Here is a 19,389-nt window from a genome sequence, read left to right on the forward strand (position 1 = left end):
TACAAAACGCTTTATCTCCACGCTCTGTCGGAGTAAGGCTTTTGTGGCGTCCCGTTTATGAAACTCTGTTAAAATTTAATAAGCCAAATAATTTTAAGCAAAAGCCGGGCAAAATCTTTGCAAGAAAAAAAGATAACATTAACTTTACACAATCAATAAATAAATACAGTTAACCTTAAAAAGAAAAATATGGATATGACTCTTTCAGGCTTGAATCCGGCCCATTTCCAAGGACATGTCGATGGAAAAGACACAGCACTTTATGTTTTGGTAAACAAGAACGGATGCGAATTGGCCGTAACGAATTATGGGGCTCGTATCGTTTCGCTTATGGTTCCCGACAAAGAGGGAAAAATGACAGATGTAGTGACCGGTCATAACAATATACAGGAGTATCTTTCTTCGGAAGAACCCTATTTCGGCGCCACCTGCGGGCGGTATGCCAACCGCATTGCCAAAGGTAAATTTACAATCGACGGTGTATTGTATGACCAATTGCCCATCAACAACGGCCCCAATACCCTGCACGGTGGTGTAAAGGGCTTTAATTTCCATGTGTGGGACGCCCATCAAATCGATTCGCAGACCATCGAGTTTTCACGCATATCGCCCGATGGCGAGGAGGGATTCCCCGGAAACCTGCGGGTGAAAGTGGTGTTTAAGCTGACCGACGACAATGCCGTCGATATCACCTATCATGCCGAGACCGACAAGGCTACCATCATCAACCTTACCAACCACTCCTATTTCAACCTCTCGGGGGCAGGCGACCCTTATATCGGCGACCACCTGTTGTGCATCGATGCCGATTACTATCTGCCTACCGACGATACCGCCATACCGTATGGCGAGAAATCGGTCGTGGAGGGAACTCCCATGGATTTCCGCAAACTCTATGAGGTGGGTAGCCGCATCAACGAACCTTTCATACAGCTGGTTTATGGCAAGGGATATGACCACACCTATGTCCTGAACAAGAAACACCCGGGCGAATTTGCCTTCTGTGCCGAGTGTATATCGCCCAAGACGGGCATCGTGATGGACGTCTATACGACCGAGCCCGGTGTACAGCTCTATACCGGCAACTGGATGACGGGTAATTTCGTCGGGAAGAACGGGCAGCGTTATCCCATGCGGGCAGCCATCTGTCTCGAAACACAACATTTCCCCGACAGTCCCAACCACGAGAACTATCCGTCGGTCATCTTGCGTCCGCACGAGAAATTCGAGAGCCACACGCAGTTCAAGTTCTCGACGCGCAAATAAAGGTAGCATTCCAATAAATAGCAATCATATAAATTACAATCATTTTAATTTAGTATTATGGAGATAGAATTTGTAAGAAGTCGTTTTATCAAACACTTCGATGGATCTACGGGATCGGTATATGCCTCTCCCGGTCGTATTAACTTGATCGGTGAGCACACCGATTACAACGGGGGTTTCGTATTCCCCGGTGCCATTGACAAAGGCATGGTTGCCGAGCTCAAAATCAACGGAACCAACAAGGTGCGTGCCTATTCGATCGATTTGAAAGATTATGTAGAGTTCGGGTTGAACGAGGAAGATGCACCTCGTGCCAGCTGGGCCCGCTATATTTTCGGTGTATGCCGCGAGATTATCAAGCGTGGCGGAAAAATTGCCGGTTTCAATACAGCATTTGCCGGTGATGTGCCTCTGGGTGCCGGCATGTCGTCGTCGGCCGCTTTGGAGAGCACCTATGCCTACGCCTTGAACGATATGTTCGACTGCGGTATCGACAAATTCGAGTTGGCCAAGATCGGACAGGCTACCGAGCATAACTACTGCGGTGTAAACTGCGGTATCATGGATCAGTTTGCATCGGTATTCGGCAAGGCCGGTCACCTCATTCGTCTCGACTGCCGTTCGCTCGAATATCAATATTTCCCCTTCAATCCCGAAGGTTATCGTCTCGTATTGCTCGACTCGGTGGTAAAACACGAGTTGGCTTCGTCGGCCTATAATGACCGTCGCAGATCGTGCGAGAACGTGGTGGCTGCCATTCAGAAGAGACACCCCCATGTTGAGTTCCTGAGAGATGCCAACATGGATATGCTCAACGAGGTGAAAGGCGAAATTACGGCCGAGGACTATATGCGTGCCGAGTATGTAATCGGTGAGATTCAACGGGTTCTCGACGTGTGCGACGCCCTCGAATGCGGTGACTACGAGACCGTAGGCAAGAAGATGTATGAGACGCATTACGGCATGAGTAAACTCTATGAGGTAAGTTGCGAGGAGCTCGACTTCTTGAACGACATTGCCAAGGAGTGCGGCGTTACCGGTTCGCGTGTGATGGGTGGCGGCTTCGGCGGTTGCACCATCAACCTGGTAAAGAACGAGCTGTACGATCACTTTGTGGAGACAGCCAAGATGCGTTACAAAGAGAAATACGGCCGTCTGCCGAAAGTGTATGACGTCGTTATCTCCGACGGTGCCCGCAAATTGTGCTAAGCAGCGTATCGACGCAGAACGATAAAACAGGACAGGGCGTAACGAATCGGCGAGTTAAGGCCGGGACGTTGCGCCCTCGTCTTGTTTGCAGGGAATAACAGTCGGTAGAGAGAATTACAGTCCCTGTTATCGATAGCCGTCCGCCTGTCGTGTGGCACCGTTTCCCCGCTCTTGTCTGTGTCCTGCTATTCCAAAGAAGAAGCCCCGGCGTGTTGATTACACGCCGGGGCTTCTTCTTGTAGGGCCGGGGAAGGTCATTCGGCCTGACTGCTCCAACCACCACCCAATACCTTATAGAGGTTGACCATAGCCAGATATTCGTCGCGTATGGCATTGCTTAATCCTATCTGGGCATCGAAGAAGTTACGGTGAGCATCGAGTACGTCGATATAGCGGATAACCCCGTTGAGGTATTGCAACTGGGCCAGGTCGACATACTTTTGTGCCGCCTCGAAGAGGTTGAGTTGCAACTCCGAGGTGCGACGTTTCTTCTGATAGGTGATGACCGCGTCGTTTACCTCGCGGAAGACTTCGAGTACCTTCTGCTCATAGGCGAATCGCTTTTCGTCGTATGCCGCCAGAGCTGCCTTGTATTGGGCCTTTTTCTTCCCGAAGGTGATAAGTGGAGCTACGAAGTTGCCGGCTACATAGGAGAAGGGCGATTCAAAGAAACCCTTCAACTCATCGTTTTCAAGACCGCCTACCAGGCTGATGGTGAGCCGGGGGAAACGGTCGGCATAGGCGATGCCTACCGAAGCCATGGCCGAGCGCAGTTGCTGTTCGGCCTGCCGCACGTCGGGACGACGTTGCAGCAGGGTAGAGGGGAGCCCGATGGGCATCTCCTCGGGCAGGGAGATATTGAAATCAAATTTCCCGCGTTCCACCTTCGAGGGGTATTCACCCGAGAGGACGGCAATCTGATTCTCCTTCATGGCAATTTTCTGTTCCAGATTCGGTATGAGGGCCGATGCGTTGGCCAACTCCACCTGAGCCTGTTGGTAGGCCGTCTCGGAGGTGAGGCCACCCTCGAACCGCAGGCGTGCCTGGTTGACACTCTCCTCGCGGGTTTGTACCGTTTGCAGCACGATTTCCAATTCCTGGTCGAGAGCGACCAACTCGAAATAGGCTGTGGCCGTCTCGGCAATCAAGGTCATCTGCATGGCCCGAGCCGCCTCGACCGAAGCCAGATACTCGGCCGCCCCTTTCCGTTTGCTCCATCGCAGACTGCCCCACAGGTCGGCCTCCCAGCTCAGCGAGGCTTTGAGGCTGAACTCGGGATCGATCGAGGTTTTTTCTCCATAATAGGCATTAGTCTCACGGTTACCACTAACCAGTCCGTTAATGGTGGGGAAGAGCGAGGCCTTGCTCACCCGGTACAACTCTTCCATCTGTTTGATGTGAGCTTCGGCAGCCCGCATGTTGCGGTTGTTGTTGAGGGTCTTGTTGATCAGGTTGGTCAGTGTCGTGTCGGAGTAGAGTTCCCACCAGGCCATGTCGGCAATGGTGAGGGTGTCGTTCTCTCCCGCTATGATTTCGTCCGGCAAGTTCAGTTCCGGAGCCTGGCAGCGCTTCTGTATCGAGCAGCCGGTGAAGAAGACGCCCACCAGGAATATGGATAAGAAGATTTTTATCTCTTTCATCGTTTTGTCAATTTAAATTTCAGTTTGTAGACCCATACGAAGAGCAGGGGTACAAAGATGATACCTATCGTAATGGCCACAATCATACCGAAGAAGACTCCGGTACCGATACCCTGTCGGCTGGCCGAGCCCGGGCCGCTGGCAAAGACGAGCGGCAACATACCCAGGATAAAGGCCAGCGAGGTCATCACGATGGGGCGGAACCGCAGGTGGGCGGCCTTGATAACCGCATTGACCACGTTGTTGCCCTTCTCCACCTCCTCTTTGGCAAACTCGACGATCAGAATGGCATTCTTGGCCACCAGACCGATAAGCATCACCAATCCGATCTGGAAGTAGATGTTGTTTTCGAGACCACATATCCAGTTGCCCAGATAGGCGCCTACACCCGCTATCGGTAGCGACAGGATTACGGCTACCGGGATAGACCAGCTTTCATACTGGGCAGCCAGGAAGAGGAATACGAAGAGCAGCGCCAGGGCCAGCACATAGCCGGTCTGCCCGCTCACGTGCTTCTCCTGGTAGGAGAGGCCGCTCCACTCCACACCGATGTTCTTGGGCAAGTGCTTGTCGGCAATCTCTTCGAGTATGGTCATAGCTTGTCCCGAGCTGTATCCCGGAGCCGCTTCGCCCGATATGGTGGTCGAGTTGAACATGTTGAACCGGCGTATGGTTCCCGGACCTGTCGTATAGGAGGTCGTTCCCAGAGCCGTGATGGGAATCATGGCGTTGTTGCTGCCCTTGACGAAGAACAGTCCCAGATTCTCCTTGTGTGCCCGATAGGGAGCCTCGGCCTGGATATAGACGCGGTAGATGCGGTTGAACATGTTGAAGTCGTTGACATATATCGAGCCGGTAAAGGTTTTCAGGGTCGAGAATATGTCGGAGATTTTCACACCCAGCATTTGAGCCTTGTCGCGGTCGACGTCGAAGTAGAGTTGGGGTATGTCGTTCTGAATCGACGAGGAGAGTCCGCTGATCTCTTTACGCTGCGAGGCGTAGTAGAGCAGGGTATCGGCAGCCCGTTGCAAATCTTCGTAGCTGGCGTCGCTGCGGGCTTCGAGCACCATCTCGAAACCGCCCGAACTGCCCAGACCCGGAATGACGGGCGGCGTACTCAGGTAGGCTTTGCTCTCGGGATATTGGTTCAGCTCCCGGCGTATCTCCTCCATGATTTCACGCAGGTTGGACGACTTGCGCTCTTCCCACGGTTTAAGGATTACGGTCAATTGGCTTCGCGACTGGTTGGTACCTACCCGGGGACTCGAACCGGTCACGTTGAGCACATACTCCACATCGTCGCGCGACATGAGGTATTGCATGGCCCGGTCGGTTACCACACGGGTACGTTCGAGGGTAGCCCCCTCGGGCAACTCCAATTCGACGGTAAAGTAGCCCTGGTCCTCCTGCGGCATGAAGCTCTGGGGTACCACCTTGTTGAGCAGCCAGATGGCTATCAGGGAGAGTCCGAAGGCCACCAGTACGCGACGGGGATTTTTCAGCCCCTTGCGAATAAGTCGTTCGTACAATCGGTTACCGAAGGCGAGCCACAGGTTGATATAGCGGAACAGTTTGTTTTTCTTTTTGCCCGAGTTGGGACGGAGCAGAAGGGCACACATGGCCGGGCTCAGCGTGAGGGCAACAACGGTCGAGATCAGTACCGACACGGCAATGGTGATGGTGAACTGCCGATAGAGCTGCCCCGTGATGCCGGCCAGGAAACTTACCGGCACAAACACGGCACACAGCACCAGCGAGGTGGCGATGATGGCACTACCCAATCCCTGCATGGCTTTCTTGGTGGCCGTATAGGGGTCGAGATGCTCCTCGTTCATGATGCGCTCGACATTCTCGACCACCACGATGGCGTCGTCGACCACGATACCGATGGCCAGAATCAGACCCAACAGGGTCATCATGTTGAGCGAGAACCCGAAGGCCAGCATGATGCCGAAGGTACCGATGAGCGAGATGGGTACGGCGATAACCGGGATAAGGGTGGCCCGCCAGTTCTGCAACGAGAGGAACACCACCAGAATCACCAGCACGAGTGCCTCGATGAGCGTGTGATATACCTCGCTGATGGATTGCGAAATATAGGAGGTCATGTCGAACGGAATCTCGTAGGTGATGCCTTCGGGAAAGTTGCGGCTGATTTCTTCCATCTCTTTCTTGACCGATTTGGCCACCTCCATGGCATTAGCACCGGGCAACATGTTGATATTCAACACGGCTGCATTGCCGCCGTTGATACCGCTCTCGGTATTGTACGATTGGGCTTCGAGCGAGATGCGAGCCACGTCGCGCAGCCGTATCAGCGAGCCGTCGGGGTTGGCCCGGATAACAATCTCTTCAAACTCGGCTACCGACGACAACCGCCCCTGGGCAATGATAGGGGTTGTCACGTCGATGTTGCTGATGGGTTGTTGTCCCAGCACGCCGGCCGCCGATTCGCGGTTCTGGTCTTTCAGGGCCTTTTGCAGATCTTCGACCGTGAGTCCGAGGTTGGCCAGACGGTCGGGCTGTACCCATATCTGCATGGCATAGTAACGGCCGCCCACGTTCGACACGCTACCCACACCCTTGACACGGCGCAACATATCTACCACGTTGAGGGTGGCATAGTTGCTCAGGTAGATTTCGTCGAATTTGGGGTCGCTCGACCGCAGCGTGACGGTCATCAGTCGGCTCGAAGCCTGTTTCTCCACCGAGATACCGTTCTGCACCACCTCGGCCGGCAGACGGGCTTCGGCCTGTTTCACTCGGTTCTGTATCTCGACGGCCGCCAGGTCGGGGTCGGTCGAAATGTCGAAGGTGATGGTGGCCGAGAAGCTACCCGAGTTGCTGTTGGTCGACTCCATGTAGAGCATGCCGGGAGTTCCGTTCAGCTCCTGTTCGATAGGGGTGGCCACAGCCTGGGTAACGGTTTGAGCACTCGCACCCGGGTAGGAGGCCGACACTTTTACCACCGGCGGAACAATTTGCGGATATTGGTCGATGGGGAGGAGGATAAGTCCCAACACACCGACAATCACAATCACGATTGAGATGACAATCGAGAATATGGGCCTGTCAATAAAGAAGTCCAGTTTCATAGTCCGTTAGTTTTTAGTGGTGCTTTCCTGGGCTTTCTCCTGATAGACTGCGGGGATTACTTTGTCGCCATGGGTGAGTTTGTGGAATCCTTCCACGACGATATTTTCATTCGGGACCAGACCTCGTTCGATAATCACGTTGTTGCCCACTTCGGGACCGAGCTCGACCATGCGTCGTTCGGCTATGCTGTCGGTACGCACGACAAAGATATAGGCTCCGCCTTTTTCGATGACGATGGCTTTCGTGGGGACTACGACTGCTTTTTCACGCACGTCGAGCAGGAGCCGTACCTTGGTGAACTGTCCCGGGAGTAAGATGTGCTCGGGGTTGGGCATCTCGGCCCGCACTGAGAAGGTACCGGTTTGCGGGTCGACCTGTGGGTCGGCAAAGTCGACGATACCTCGTTGAGGGTAGGCCGAGTTGTCGGGCAGGGTAATGGTGATATAGGGTTCCCACGTGCGGGTTGTATCCTTTTGTCCCAGATTGACGTTGCGCGCCTTGCTCTTCAAATAGTCGAGCCCCGTCATGCTGAAATCGACACGCACGGTGTCGCTCTTGACAACCGTGGCCAGCAACGACTGACCGCCTGGGCTCACGAGGGTACCGATGTCGACGTTCCGCTCCGAAATGTATCCCGAGATGGGTGAGCTTACCGTCGTATAACTCAAAGCCGTCTCGGCCTGCGTGAGGTCGGCTTCGCTCATTTCGACCTCGGCCTTGGCACTCTCGTAGGAGGCGATGGCATTATCCAGGTCGAGCTGGCTGGCAGCGTTTTGTTGATAGAGCGGACGGATACGTTCCAAGTCGCGTTCGGCCTTCAAGGCCAGAGCTTTATTCTTGTTCAGCTGGGCTTTTGCCTTGTTGGCTCGGGCCTGATATTGCTTGGGGTCGATGATGAACAGCGGCTGTCCCTTCTTTACGTATGTACCCTCGTCGAAAAGCATGCGTTCGAGGAAGCCTTCGACCCGGGCGCGTATTTCGACAAACTGCTGGGCTCTGATGCGACCTACGTATTCGCCATAGATTTCCACATCGTCGGTCTTTACCGGTTCTACTTCTACGATGGGGAGTACCGGACCCGGAGGAGCCGGCTTCAAAAGCCAGTACAGGCCACCGCCAACGATAACCAGTGCGATGGCTATATATATCCATGAGCGCAGGGAGATGCGACGCAGTTTCTCGCGTATCAGCATCACATGACTTCCGACTCTTCGGGCTGTGCGCCGAATATTTTCAAACGAAATTTTAGTCATAAATTGAAGTAGTTGTTGTTTTGAGTGCCAGGGGCACAATAAACCTAATTTAAATTGAGAATGGAATAGGCCACAAAAATACGCTTTTTTTTCTTCAAACTAGCTTTTCTATTACAATATTTAGAAAGAATGTCGATTTTTCGTGGGCATGAGCACGATTGGAAGCCACTAAGTGACTTGTTTGAAATTGAAGTAGGTCGGTTTATTGACCGGGAGTAATTTCTTTTTTCGAGCGACTTTGGGTAGAAAAAATGGAATAGGATTTTCAAATCGATATATTTTTTGCTGTTTGTGAACCATATCTCTATTTGGGTGGGTAAATAAAGGTGAAAAAAGAAAGATTTTTACTAGGGCTGTAATTAAAAATAGAGTTTATAATATGTAAGGAAAAATAACCAAAATATCTTTACTCAATGAAGATTATATGAGATTACCGTGGAAAAGCACCTTTTCTCTTCTCAAAAGAGCAAAGTTCATCTGTTAGAGTAATCCTGGTTTATAAATATTATATTGAATCGATAGTTTGGGTGTATAGCCTGTGTCGACTCTCTCTTCTACTTATACCGGTTGGTGGGGAAGAGAAATATGCAAGAAGTAATCTAAGATTGTTTTAGATTATATATCAGTCTGTAAAGGACTGCCTCTCTCGAAAAGGTTATCCGATGTGAATCGGATAACCTTTCTTTTTTTTGTCGTCAGTTGATGAGAAGAAAAGAAATTGTTGTCTTATTTTGGCATGATGGAAAATCTAATAAAATAGTTTTTATCTGAAAAATAGTGATTTATTTAGATATTGATGTGATATTTTTTTCTAAATTCAACTGAAATTGATAGATACGTTCACAGACAAATGTGTGTGAAAGGTGTAAATCCTGGGCTATATTTTTTATTGAATATCCCTCTATGTACTTTTTAATGATGGCTTTATCGGTATCGTTGAGCAAGAGGAATATATGTGTAAATGTTTCTATGTCAATCATATTAAAGGAACATTCCTGGATTGGAATTGTTCGTAGCGATTTGAATTGAGAAGAATGGTATGAGATCATAATTCTTTACATCAAAATTCTTGAATGTTCAACGACGCAGTTTAAAAAAATTATGTAGTATTTCTGCCATTAGAGAATGAGTAAATACGAATAGTCATTGGAAATTATCCGAAACTTCTATTCGTTTGGTTACCCAATGTTACAAATATAGAGATTCTTTTGATTATTTTATGCGAATCAATGAAAATTTCATTTCTTGGAAGATAGTAGCCGGAATAGAATTTATTTGTCCGGAAGAGTGTAAGTGAGATGTTGATATATCGTAGAGTGGCGTAACGATAGATTGGGAAAAGGCGAACAAGTGAGGATATAAAAAGCCCACCCGACCTTGAAGAGAGTCGGGTGGGGTAATATCAAGGAGCTCTATTTGCCTTTATGGTTGTTGAAAAAACAGAACTTTTTTGCCGCTTTTGGTAATGTAGATTCCCTTGGTCGGATTCTTTACTCGACGACCTTGCAGGTCATAATACTCTTCATTTTCATTGAGAGTAGACTGTTTGACCGATTCAACGCTCGAAGGGTGTGATTTGAAATAAGACTCCCATAATTCGGTTCCCTGGTCGTAGGAGTAGATACGAATGATGGGTACTTCTCCATGTACGATTTCACCGCCGATAAGAGTCTCTGTGGCCATATAAGGGCTCCAATCGGAATCTGTATGATACTTGACCTCAATTCTACCGAGCGATAAATCCCGCCCGGTCTGGGTATTGTTCCAGGAGGAAGCAGGGTCGCTGTAATAGAGTGCACAGACATAACCCTCGTCGTCGAACTCAAATCCCCAGCAGGCGATGGCGTGGGCGCCGGCCATATTGAATTCGTCGATAGTTATCATTCGGTGGTTCTTGAGGGCCTCCTGAACAAAGAGCCGATTCTTCGCTGAGGCGGCAGATTGCGATTGCTGCGATTGAGCCGATGTCAGTACCGGCCACGCTGCGACAATCGACAGGCTTGCAAAGAATAGAAATTTTTTCATATCGATTTTATTGGTAAAATGAATATGGCTGCAAATAAAACAGATTTTATTTAGTCGGCCATACGATGGAATTGTGAAACGTATCTGTGTTGAGTATTTTTAAGAAGAAATTTTACTCTACGGTTCAATTGCCCGCTATTTGGGGAATTACTCTCCCGTATTTCTCCCGGTCGTTTTTAGGCAACAAAGGTTAACAGCGTATGGATAAAGCTGTTAACCTCATTCTTGTCGGGGTAGCGGGATTCGAACCCACGACCCCCTGCTCCCAAAGCAGGTGCGCTAACCGGACTGCGCTACACCCCGAAATATCCGAATAATCGAATAGCCCTTGTATTTTGAGCGTGGCAAATTTACGTTTTTTTTTTGTATTGCCAACTATGCACTTACATTTTTATCAAATTCTTCGGTAAAACATACCTGTTTACCGATGTTTTATTTTAATTTTGCAAGGACATTCGGAGGTTCCGGGTGTCGTTGTGAAACCGAAAATAAATAACAAACAAAATAAATCCTATAATAATGTATAGAACGAATACATGTGGAGAGTTACGGTTGAGCCATGTGGGGCAGAAGGTAACTTTGGCCGGGTGGGTACAACGTAGCCGTAAGATGGGTGGTATGACTTTTGTCGATCTGCGCGATCGCTATGGTATCACTCAGTTGGTATTTAATCAGGAGAGCGATGCCGGTTTGTGCGAACAGGCCAACAAGTTGGGCCGTGAGTATGTGATACAGGTTACGGGTACGGTGACCGAGCGCTCGAACAAGAATGCCAACCTGCCCACGGGCGACATCGAAATCATAGCCGAGAAACTGGTTGTGTTGCACACGGCCGAGACTCCGCCCTTTACGATTGAAGACGAGTCGGACGGTGGCGACGATATTCGCATGCAATACCGTTATCTCGATTTGCGCCGCCCCATCGTGCGCCGCAATCTCGAACTGCGTCACAAGATGGCTTTCGAGGTGCGTCGCTATCTCGATGACCTGAATTTCTTGGAGGTAGAGACCCCTGTGCTCATCAAGTCGACACCCGAGGGAGCCCGTGATTTCGTGGTGCCTTCGCGCATGAATCCGGGTGAGTTCTATGCGTTGCCTCAGTCGCCGCAAACGCTGAAACAGCTGTTGATGGTGTCGGGCTTCGACCGCTACTTCCAAATCGTGAAATGTTTCCGCGACGAGGACCTGCGGGCCGACCGTCAGCCCGAGTTTACCCAAATCGACTGCGAGATGTCGTTTGTCGAGCAGGAAGATATTCTCAACATCTTCGAGGGAATGATCAAGCATCTGTTCAAGAAAATTCGTGGTATCGAGTTCAAGGAACCGTTCCTGCGCATGACTTGGGCCGATGCCATGAAATATTACGGTAGCGACAAACCCGATATGCGATTCGGTATGCGGTTTGTCGAACTGAAAGACTTGACCGAAGGGCACAACTTCGGGGTATTCGATAGCGCCGAGTATGTGGGCGGTATCTGTGCCGAAGGGTGCGCTACTTATTCGCGCAAGCAGCTCGACGAATTGACCGATTTCGTGAAACGTCCGCAAATCGGAGCCAAAGGTTTGATTTATGTACGGTTCGACGAGAACGGCAACCCCAAATCGTCGGTCGACAAGTTCTACTCGGCCGACGACCTCAAAAAGTGGGGCGAGCGTTTCGGTGCCAAACCGGGCGACCTGTTGCTGATTCTGGCCGGTCCCACGATGAAGACCCGCAAAGCGTTGTGCGAACTGCGCTTGGAGATGGGCTCTCGCCTGGGGCTGCGCGACAAAGATACCTTTGCACCGTTGTGGGTAATCGATTTCCCCCTGTTTGAGTGGGACGAAGAGACCCAACGTTTCTACGCCATGCACCACCCGTTCACCTCGCCGAAGGCCGAGGATATTCCCTTGCTCGACAGTGATACCGGTGCCGTGCGGGCCAATGCCTACGATATGGTTATCAACGGTGTGGAACTGGGCGGCGGTTCTATCCGTATCCACGACAGCGAACTGCAAGACCATATGTTCCGTCTGCTGGGATTTACCGAGGAGCAGGCCGAGGCTCAGTTCGGCTTCCTCATGAATGCCTTCAAATACGGAGCACCCCCTCACGGAGGTTTGGCATTTGGTCTCGACCGTCTGGTGTCGATGTTCGCCGGTCTCGATTCCATTCGCGACTGCATCGCCTTCCCCAAGAACAACTCGGGCCGCGATGTCATGCTCAATGCACCGTCGCCGCTGGACGACTCGCAGTTGGACGAATTGTGTATCCTGGTAAAACCGAAAAAGTAAGTGGTAATTCTCAATGATATTATAGAGGCCATCGAGGCGGTGGCACCTGTTGCCTGGCAAGAGTCTTACGATAATGCCGGGTTACAGGTGGGCAACCGGTTCCAGTCGGTGTCGGGTGCCGTGATTTGTCTCGATGTCACCGAGGCTGTGGTCGATGAGGCCATCGCCTTGGGGTATAATCTTATCGTGTCGCATCACCCCCTGTTGTTCAAGGGACTGAAATCGATTACGGGGAGCAGCTGTGTCGAACGGATTGTCGTTAAGGCTATCCAGCACAATATCGCTATCTATGCAGCTCATACCAATCTCGACAACGCTCCGGGTGGAGTCTCGTTCAGAATGGCCCGCAAGTTGGGCCTCATCGATGTACGCGTACTCGATCCCATGCCCGGGTTGTTGATGAAACTGGTTACCTATGTGCCTGAATCTCATGTCGAGCCGGTAAGAACCGCACTCTTCGAGGCCGGAGCCGGCCACACAGGCAACTACGATCAGTGCAGTTTCGGCCAGGTCGGTGAGGGAACCTTCCGCCCCGGATTGCATGCCAAGCCCTATTGCGGTGTGATAGGGGAGTTGCATCGGGAACCCGAGACCCGGTTGGAGGTCATTGTACCCGTTTATGCCCAGGGCACCGTCATGGCTGCGTTGAAGAGAAGTCACCCCTACGAAGAGCCCGCTTTCGATTGGATTCCTCTGGCCAACCGTTGGGAACAGGTAGGAGCCGGTGTGGTAGGCCATTTGCCCGAACCGGTCGACGAAATGTTGATGCTGGAAAAACTCAAAGAGACCTTCGAGGTGGGGTGCGTGAAGCATTCGCCTTTACACGGGCGCAAGATTTCACGCATCGCCTTGTGCGGCGGGGCCGGAGCCTCGCTCATGTCGAAAGCCGTTGCCGCCGGAGCCGATATGTTTGTGACCGGCGAAATCAGATACCACGACTATTTTGAATTTGAATCACGCATCTTGTTGGCCGAAATCGGTCATTATGAGAGTGAACAATACACAAAAGAGATTTTTTGTGAGATAATTCAAAAAAAATTCCCTACCTTTGCAATCCATTCTACACAGGTAGATACAAATCCGATAAATTATTTGTAAAGTATGGCTACTGACAAAACAAAAGCTGAAAAAGAATATACAGTGGAGGAGAAGTTGAAAACACTGTACGATTTGCAAACCATTCTCTCGGAGATCGATAGAATCAAAACCCTGAGAGGTGAGTTGCCTCTCGAAGTTCAGGACCTCGAAGATGAAATAGCCGGTCTTGAAACCCGTATCAAAAACTACCACACCGAGATAGAAGACTTGAAAGCTGCCGTAGCGGCCAAAAAGGTAGAAATACAAAACGCTCAGACGCTGATCGACAAATATACCAAGCAGCAAGACAACGTGCGCAACAACCGCGAGTTTGATTTCTTGTCGAAAGAGATTGAGTATCAAACGCTCGAAATCCAGTTGTGCGAAAAACGCATCAACGAGTATATCGCTTCGCAGGAAGCCAAGACGAAAGAGGTTGCTGAGTCGGAAGAGGTGTTGCAAGACCGTCAACATATCCTGGCCGAGAAGAAAAGCGAACTCGACGAAATCGTTTCGGAGACGAAACAAGACGAAGAAAAGCTGAGAGAGAAGGCCAAGAAGCTCGAAAACAAAGTGGAACCCCGCTTGTTGACTGCTTTCAAACGCATTCGTAAAAATGCCCGTAACGGTTTGGCCGTGGTTTATATCCAACGCGATTCCTGCGGTGGTTGCTTCAACCGTATCCCGCCTCAAAGACAGCTCGATATCAAGATGCACAAAAAGATTATCGTGTGCGAATACTGCGGTCGTATCATGATCGATCCGGAACTTGCCGGTGTAAAAGAAGAGCATTAATAACGCCCCGTATAAAAGCGAGCCTGTTACTCCATCAGGAGTGATAGGCTCGCTTTTTTTATTCCTTGGAAGATTCGGCGGAAATAACTATCATTCTACTTGATTGAAATCGTCTGTATGGGTTGCTGTTTGTTGACATCGAGCGGTTGAACCTGGTATTTAACACGACCAAAGTCAATACTTTTCAAATCGAAACTGCGAATCGCGCTGTTGTACATGGTGCGGTAGTAGAGTACTCGATGTGTGACGTCGGCCGACGAGGTCCACTGTGTGGCACTGGGTATATCGGTCGGTGTCTGTCCGGCCAGAAATTCGGCCCCGATGGGAATATCGAAATTATTGAGGATATGGAAACTTTGAGTCACAGCCCCTATGGCGTCGTTCTGCTCGGGAGCGGTGGTTTGATAGAAGGCCGCACGAACAAATCGGGAAGGAGGTGTGATGTCGCCGGGAAGACCGATGAATCCGCTACCTGCACCGAACGAGGAGAGCGTGATGTCGCCGAAAGATTTCGTATCGGTCGTGCCCGGATAGAGATTGATGTAGTTGTTGAGATTGGTGATTTGCCACTCAAATCCCGGTGAGTTGGTGAGTACACCCAGTTTGTTCTCGTAGAAATTGAGCTGGCCGCCTACAATCTCCAATACCACCTGTCGGCCGGAGACGTCGGTCATGCGCCAGTGGACGGTCGAGGCTCGCGGGTCAATCGACACGACATGTACCGTTTTCAACCCCTTCACCGCTTCGTCGATCGTCGAGAAACTACCCAGAATCCAGGCTACCAGTTGCAGGTCGGCAATACTCGTGGCCTGATGGGTAGGATTGTAGGCCTCGTATTGTCCGTAACCGGGGAAATAAAACAGCCCGGCTGACAGTCCGGCCTCGTTCAACCCTTCGGCTATGAACTCTTTTTGCTCGACGGCTAGTCCTACATAACCGTATCGGGCCGTAAATTTCAGCCCGGTTTGCTCTCCCCCTGGTATGAATGACTGCTGTTGATACCCGCGGGGCACAATCACATATTGGCTGTTCAGGTCGCTGCCGCCCCATTCGATGGTGCGGGCTACAATCTTGGAGCCATCTTTTGCCGTGAGGGTAATGCCGGTACAGGCCCATGAAAAGGTGTTTGTCGAGAGTAGCATAGCGGCTATTCCCAAGAGAAATAATCGTTTCATCATTATCGCATATTAGGTTAGAAGTAATATATCCAAAGTTATGAAAATATTTGAACAATCGGTATATCGGACCTCTTTTCGTCCTTCATGATATATAAACAGATGGAGCAATGAATGGTTTGCAAGGATTGATATGTAGACTTTCCAAAGGGGGAGGGCGTACAAAAAAAGCGACCGAGATTTCTCGACCGCTTTTATTCTATGGATATGGTTTTTCAGAATCGGAAACTGAGGTAGAGATAAGTACCCGACGTTTTCCAGGTTTGGTTCTCTCCATCGATTTTATAAGAGGTCGAACCCCAACGGTATTCAAAACCCAGTGAGATGACTTTGTACGAAGCAGCCAGACCGGTATTGAAATAGGAGCCGTAGTTGCCTTTGAATTCATTGCCGTCGGTATTGAACATCATCGAGTAAGTGGGGTCGTAACGGAAATAAAGATTTACTTTCAAGAAATCAACGGGGTTGACCGTGATTGATGGGCCGAACTGCATGGCAATCTCTCCTTTGTAGATGTCACTGTCGTCGTTGTCTTGACCGAAACTCTCGCGCGTTTCTTCTTCATACTGGGCTACGGCAATATCGAAGAAGGTCCAGTCCAATCCAAATTTAATCATGCCCAAGATAGGTTGTTTGTGCAGATAGTAGGTGTTGCCCCGGGCAATGGATACGGCAAAATTGCTTTCCAAGGTTTCGTATCCTATGCCACGGTCCAGAGAAAGCATACCGTAACCGATATTGAAATATTTCTTCCGGCTCCAGATTTTCTCCTGTTTGGCCAGGTAATCGAGTTTGGCATTCATCTCTTCGGTAAGGTTGGCCAGCGAGGTATTGAGGCTATCTACCTGATTGCGTAAGCTCTTGTTCTCGTTGCGGTACACGAAGAGAGAATCCTTCAACTGGTCATTTTCTACCGACAGTTCCTTGTATTTCCCCAACAGGCTCTTTTGTGCTCCGTCGAGCGAATCTTTACTGGCTTGGAGCAGGGCATGCCGATTTTTGAGCGAGGCATTCTCCTGCGACAAGGCATCGTTGGCCGTTGTTTTTTCGTCGATAACCTTCTGCATGACACCAATCGAGTCTTTAAGCATTTGGTTTTGTTTCTTCAATGTTTGTGCCGATAATGTAGTGACCGACACGCCAATAAGAAATAGAAGTACAATTCTTTTCATAGCGCTTGATATTCTTGTTTTGTGGCAAAAGTATAAAAAAAGAATAATACTCGTATAATAATCTTTAATCTTTTCGTCGACGGCATGACATCTTTTTGTCAAAGATGTCGCTTAATTCTCAGCCGTTTGACAATTAGCTGATAAAAATTTCGGGTATGCCGGTCGAGGAGTCGGGGGTAGAATACTCTTCCAGCAGGCGGAAGCAAAGCCGTTGGGAGCGGATTTTGGGCCCCTCGTTGCGGACGTAGTGATTCCCGAGGTACTCGTCGATATAACAAGCCTTTACGTTGTCACGCAGTTGCAGGTCGATGACCGACAGAATTTCGTTTTTGATGCGCTGGTCGAGAATGGGTACAGCCGTTTCGATGCGACGATTCAGGTTCCGGCGCATCCAGTCGGCCGACGACAGATACACCTCCTCGCGTCCACCGGCATAGAAATACCAGATGCGGGCATGTTCGAGGTAGGAGTCGATGATGCGGGTCATGTGAATGTTGCGGCTGTATGGTTGGTTGGGAACCAGGCAGTTGATGCCCCGCACCAACAGGTCGACGCGTACACCGGCTTCGCTGGCATCGTAGAGGGCGTCGATCATGCCGGTGTCATGCAGGCCGTTCATCTTCAAAATGATGCGAGCCTTTCGCCCCTGGCGGGCCTCTTCCATTTCGAACCGTATCTTTTGCTTCAACACATCGACCATGTTGAACTGGGCCACGAGCAGGGTCTTGAAATCGCGGTCGGTCGACGAGCCGTCGAGAATGGAGAAGAGCTTGTCCAGTTCACGGGTAATTTCACGATTGACGGTAAACAGTCCCATATCGGAGTAGATTCGGGCCGTATCTTCGTTGAAGTTCCCGGTACTCAGGAATGCGTAGGCTCGCGGTAGCTTCGGGTCGGGTGGGGCACATTTGACCAGCAACGCTTTGGCATGTACCTTCAATCCCGGTGTGCTGTACACAACGCGCACGCCCGATTGCTGCATCAACTCCGAGGTGATGATGTTATTCTCTTCGTCGAACCGGGCCTTGATTTCGACATAGACCGTTACCTGTTTTCCCCGTTGGGCGGCATAGAGCAGACGGTTGATGACCTCCGAATTTTCGGCTACCCGGTATTGAGTCAGCTTGATGTCGGTCACGGTAGGGTTGTCGGCCGCTTCGGTGAGGAACCGGGTGAGGTAGTCGAACGACTGGTAGGGGAAATGTATCAAAAAGTCGCGGTGACGAATCACCTCGAACATCGACGGGGCATTGTCGAAGATGGGCAGCCGCATGGGCGAGGGCAGGGCCTCGCTCAAAACCCGGCCCGTCAGGTTGGGGAGCTTGGTGAGGTCCTCCAAGTTCAGGTATCGGCTCGAACGGATACACTGTCCGTGCGGAATATCATAGGCCTCGCAGATATACTCCAACATGTCGCGGGACATACTGCCGTCGTAGACCAGTCGGTTGGCATTACCTATTTTCCGCTTCTTCACCCGTTTGCGCACGGCGTCGACGATATTCACCCCTTCCTTGGGTTCGATGGAAAAATCGGCATCGCGCGACACCCGTATCGCATAGTGCGAATCGATGTCGAAGCCCGGAAAGACGATGTCGAGATTCAAGGCTATCATGTCGTCGATAAACATCACATAGTTTTTCCCGTTGTAGGGGGTAAGTTTGATAAATCGCGGCACCTTGCTGAATGGTATCTTTATCTGGGCATAGAAGGGGATTCGGTCGGGGTTGTCGCGGTCGCTCTTCTTGAACATCTTGATAGCCAGGTAGAGCCGATTGTCGCGCAGGAAAGAGACGATGTCGTCTTTCAAAATCAGTACCGGTTGCAGGAAGGGGAATACCTCTTCCTTGAAAAAACGGCGAACCTCCGCCCGGTGAAAATCCTCGATTTTCTCCTGGTGGTACAACACCATACCCTCTTGTTCCAACTCGGGAATAATGTCGTTGAAGAAAAATTTGTTGAAGATGTCGACCTGTCGGTTTACCTCTCGGTTAATCGACTCCAAGGTACATTCGGCCTGCTCCTTCTCCTCCTCGCTTTGGGTCGGGTCCGACAGAATCTGGTGATACTCCGATACCCTCACGCGATAGAACTCCTCTTGATTCGACTGGTATATCGACAGGAACCTGATTCGGTCAAACAAAGGAACCGTCTTGTCCATCGCCTCCATCAACACCCGATAATTGAACGATAACCAACTGATATCCCGCTTGAAGTATTTCCGAACATTTTCCATAGTCACACTCGTAAGGATTAAGTGACTGTAAATATACAAATAATGCTCGGTCGTACAAATTTTTTCTCACAAATCTGCATGGTGAGGAAGGTTTGCCGATTAGAATATCTTCAAGGTATTGGGTTATATTCGATAATAAAAGATGAATGTATGAACAAATTTTCTTCCTCGTTG

The 19,389-nt window shown here is 50.2% G+C and carries 12 protein-coding genes and 1 tRNA gene; 5 read left to right on the forward strand and 8 right to left on the reverse strand.

The annotated features are described in order from the left end of the window. Nucleotides 1-189: 189 nt before the first annotated feature. On the forward strand, nucleotides 190-1,266 hold the full coding sequence (locus tag BARVI_RS00600) for an aldose epimerase family protein (protein WP_025277352.1): 1,077 nt from the start codon (nucleotides 190-192) through the stop codon (nucleotides 1,264-1,266). 57 nt (nucleotides 1,267-1,323) lie between these two features. Further along, a complete protein-coding gene (gene galK, locus BARVI_RS00605) occupies nucleotides 1,324-2,475 on the forward strand; it encodes a galactokinase (RefSeq protein ID WP_025277353.1) in 1,152 nt (383 codons plus the stop codon). 254 nt (nucleotides 2,476-2,729) lie between these two features. Here the strand turns inward: galK and BARVI_RS00610 are convergent, their stop codons facing one another. The 5 genes from BARVI_RS00610 to BARVI_RS00635 form a co-directional block, all read right to left on the reverse strand. Next, nucleotides 2,730-4,115 carry an efflux transporter outer membrane subunit gene (locus BARVI_RS00610; protein WP_025277354.1) on the reverse strand — a complete coding sequence of 462 codons (1,386 nt, stop codon included), beginning with the start codon at nucleotides 4,113-4,115 and terminating at the stop codon, nucleotides 2,730-2,732. After that, entirely contained in the window at nucleotides 4,112-7,210 is a 3,099-nt protein-coding gene (locus tag BARVI_RS00615; protein ID WP_025277355.1) for an efflux RND transporter permease subunit, read from the reverse strand. Before BARVI_RS00615 ends, BARVI_RS00610 begins: the two co-directional genes overlap by 4 nt. A 6-nt stretch (nucleotides 7,211-7,216) precedes the next feature. Then, nucleotides 7,217-8,404 carry an efflux RND transporter periplasmic adaptor subunit gene (locus BARVI_RS00620; protein WP_232214019.1) on the reverse strand — a complete coding sequence of 396 codons (1,188 nt, stop codon included), beginning with the start codon at nucleotides 8,402-8,404 and terminating at the stop codon, nucleotides 7,217-7,219. A 1,482-nt stretch (nucleotides 8,405-9,886) separates the two neighbouring features. Next, nucleotides 9,887-10,489, reverse strand: a complete 603-nt coding sequence (locus tag BARVI_RS00630; protein WP_025277358.1) for a hypothetical protein — start codon at nucleotides 10,487-10,489, stop codon at nucleotides 9,887-9,889. A gap of 228 nt (nucleotides 10,490-10,717) precedes the next feature. Then, nucleotides 10,718-10,792, reverse strand: a tRNA-Pro gene (locus BARVI_RS00635). 216 nt (nucleotides 10,793-11,008) lie between these two features. On the opposite strand from BARVI_RS00635, the gene aspS reads away from it, so the two are divergent. Genes aspS through BARVI_RS00650 form a run of 3 tightly spaced genes read left to right on the forward strand, consistent with a single transcriptional unit; the run spans nucleotide 11,009 to nucleotide 14,635 of the window. After that, nucleotides 11,009-12,763, forward strand: coding sequence for an aspartate--tRNA ligase (gene aspS / locus BARVI_RS00640; RefSeq protein ID WP_025279577.1), 1,755 nt, complete (start codon nucleotides 11,009-11,011; stop codon nucleotides 12,761-12,763). After that, complete coding sequence (locus BARVI_RS00645; protein WP_025277359.1) at nucleotides 12,764-13,861, forward strand: Nif3-like dinuclear metal center hexameric protein; 1,098 nt, start codon at nucleotides 12,764-12,766, stop codon at nucleotides 13,859-13,861. A 3-nt stretch (nucleotides 13,862-13,864) separates the two neighbouring features. Further along, on the forward strand, nucleotides 13,865-14,635 hold the full coding sequence (locus BARVI_RS00650; protein WP_025277360.1) for a zinc ribbon domain-containing protein: 771 nt from the start codon (nucleotides 13,865-13,867) through the stop codon (nucleotides 14,633-14,635). Nucleotides 14,636-14,730: 95 nt separating this feature from the next. On the opposite strand, the gene BARVI_RS00655 is transcribed toward BARVI_RS00650, so the two are convergent. The 3 genes from BARVI_RS00655 to ppk1 form a co-directional block, all read right to left on the reverse strand. Next, nucleotides 14,731-15,813 (reverse strand): linear amide C-N hydrolase, encoded by a 1,083-nt coding sequence (locus BARVI_RS00655; protein WP_025277361.1) that lies wholly within the window; start codon nucleotides 15,811-15,813, stop codon nucleotides 14,731-14,733. A 212-nt stretch (nucleotides 15,814-16,025) separates the two neighbouring features. Continuing rightward, nucleotides 16,026-16,982, reverse strand: coding sequence for a hypothetical protein (locus tag BARVI_RS00660; protein WP_157232431.1), 957 nt, complete (start codon nucleotides 16,980-16,982; stop codon nucleotides 16,026-16,028). 133 nt (nucleotides 16,983-17,115) lie between these two features. After that, on the reverse strand, nucleotides 17,116-19,215 hold the full coding sequence (ppk1, locus tag BARVI_RS00665) for a polyphosphate kinase 1 (RefSeq protein WP_025277363.1): 2,100 nt from the start codon (nucleotides 19,213-19,215) through the stop codon (nucleotides 17,116-17,118). Nucleotides 19,216-19,389 lie beyond the last annotated feature (174 nt).

Origin of the sequence: Barnesiella viscericola DSM 18177, assembly GCF_000512915.1 — a bacterium.
Classification (GTDB): Bacteria; Bacteroidota; Bacteroidia; order Bacteroidales; family Barnesiellaceae; genus Barnesiella; species Barnesiella viscericola.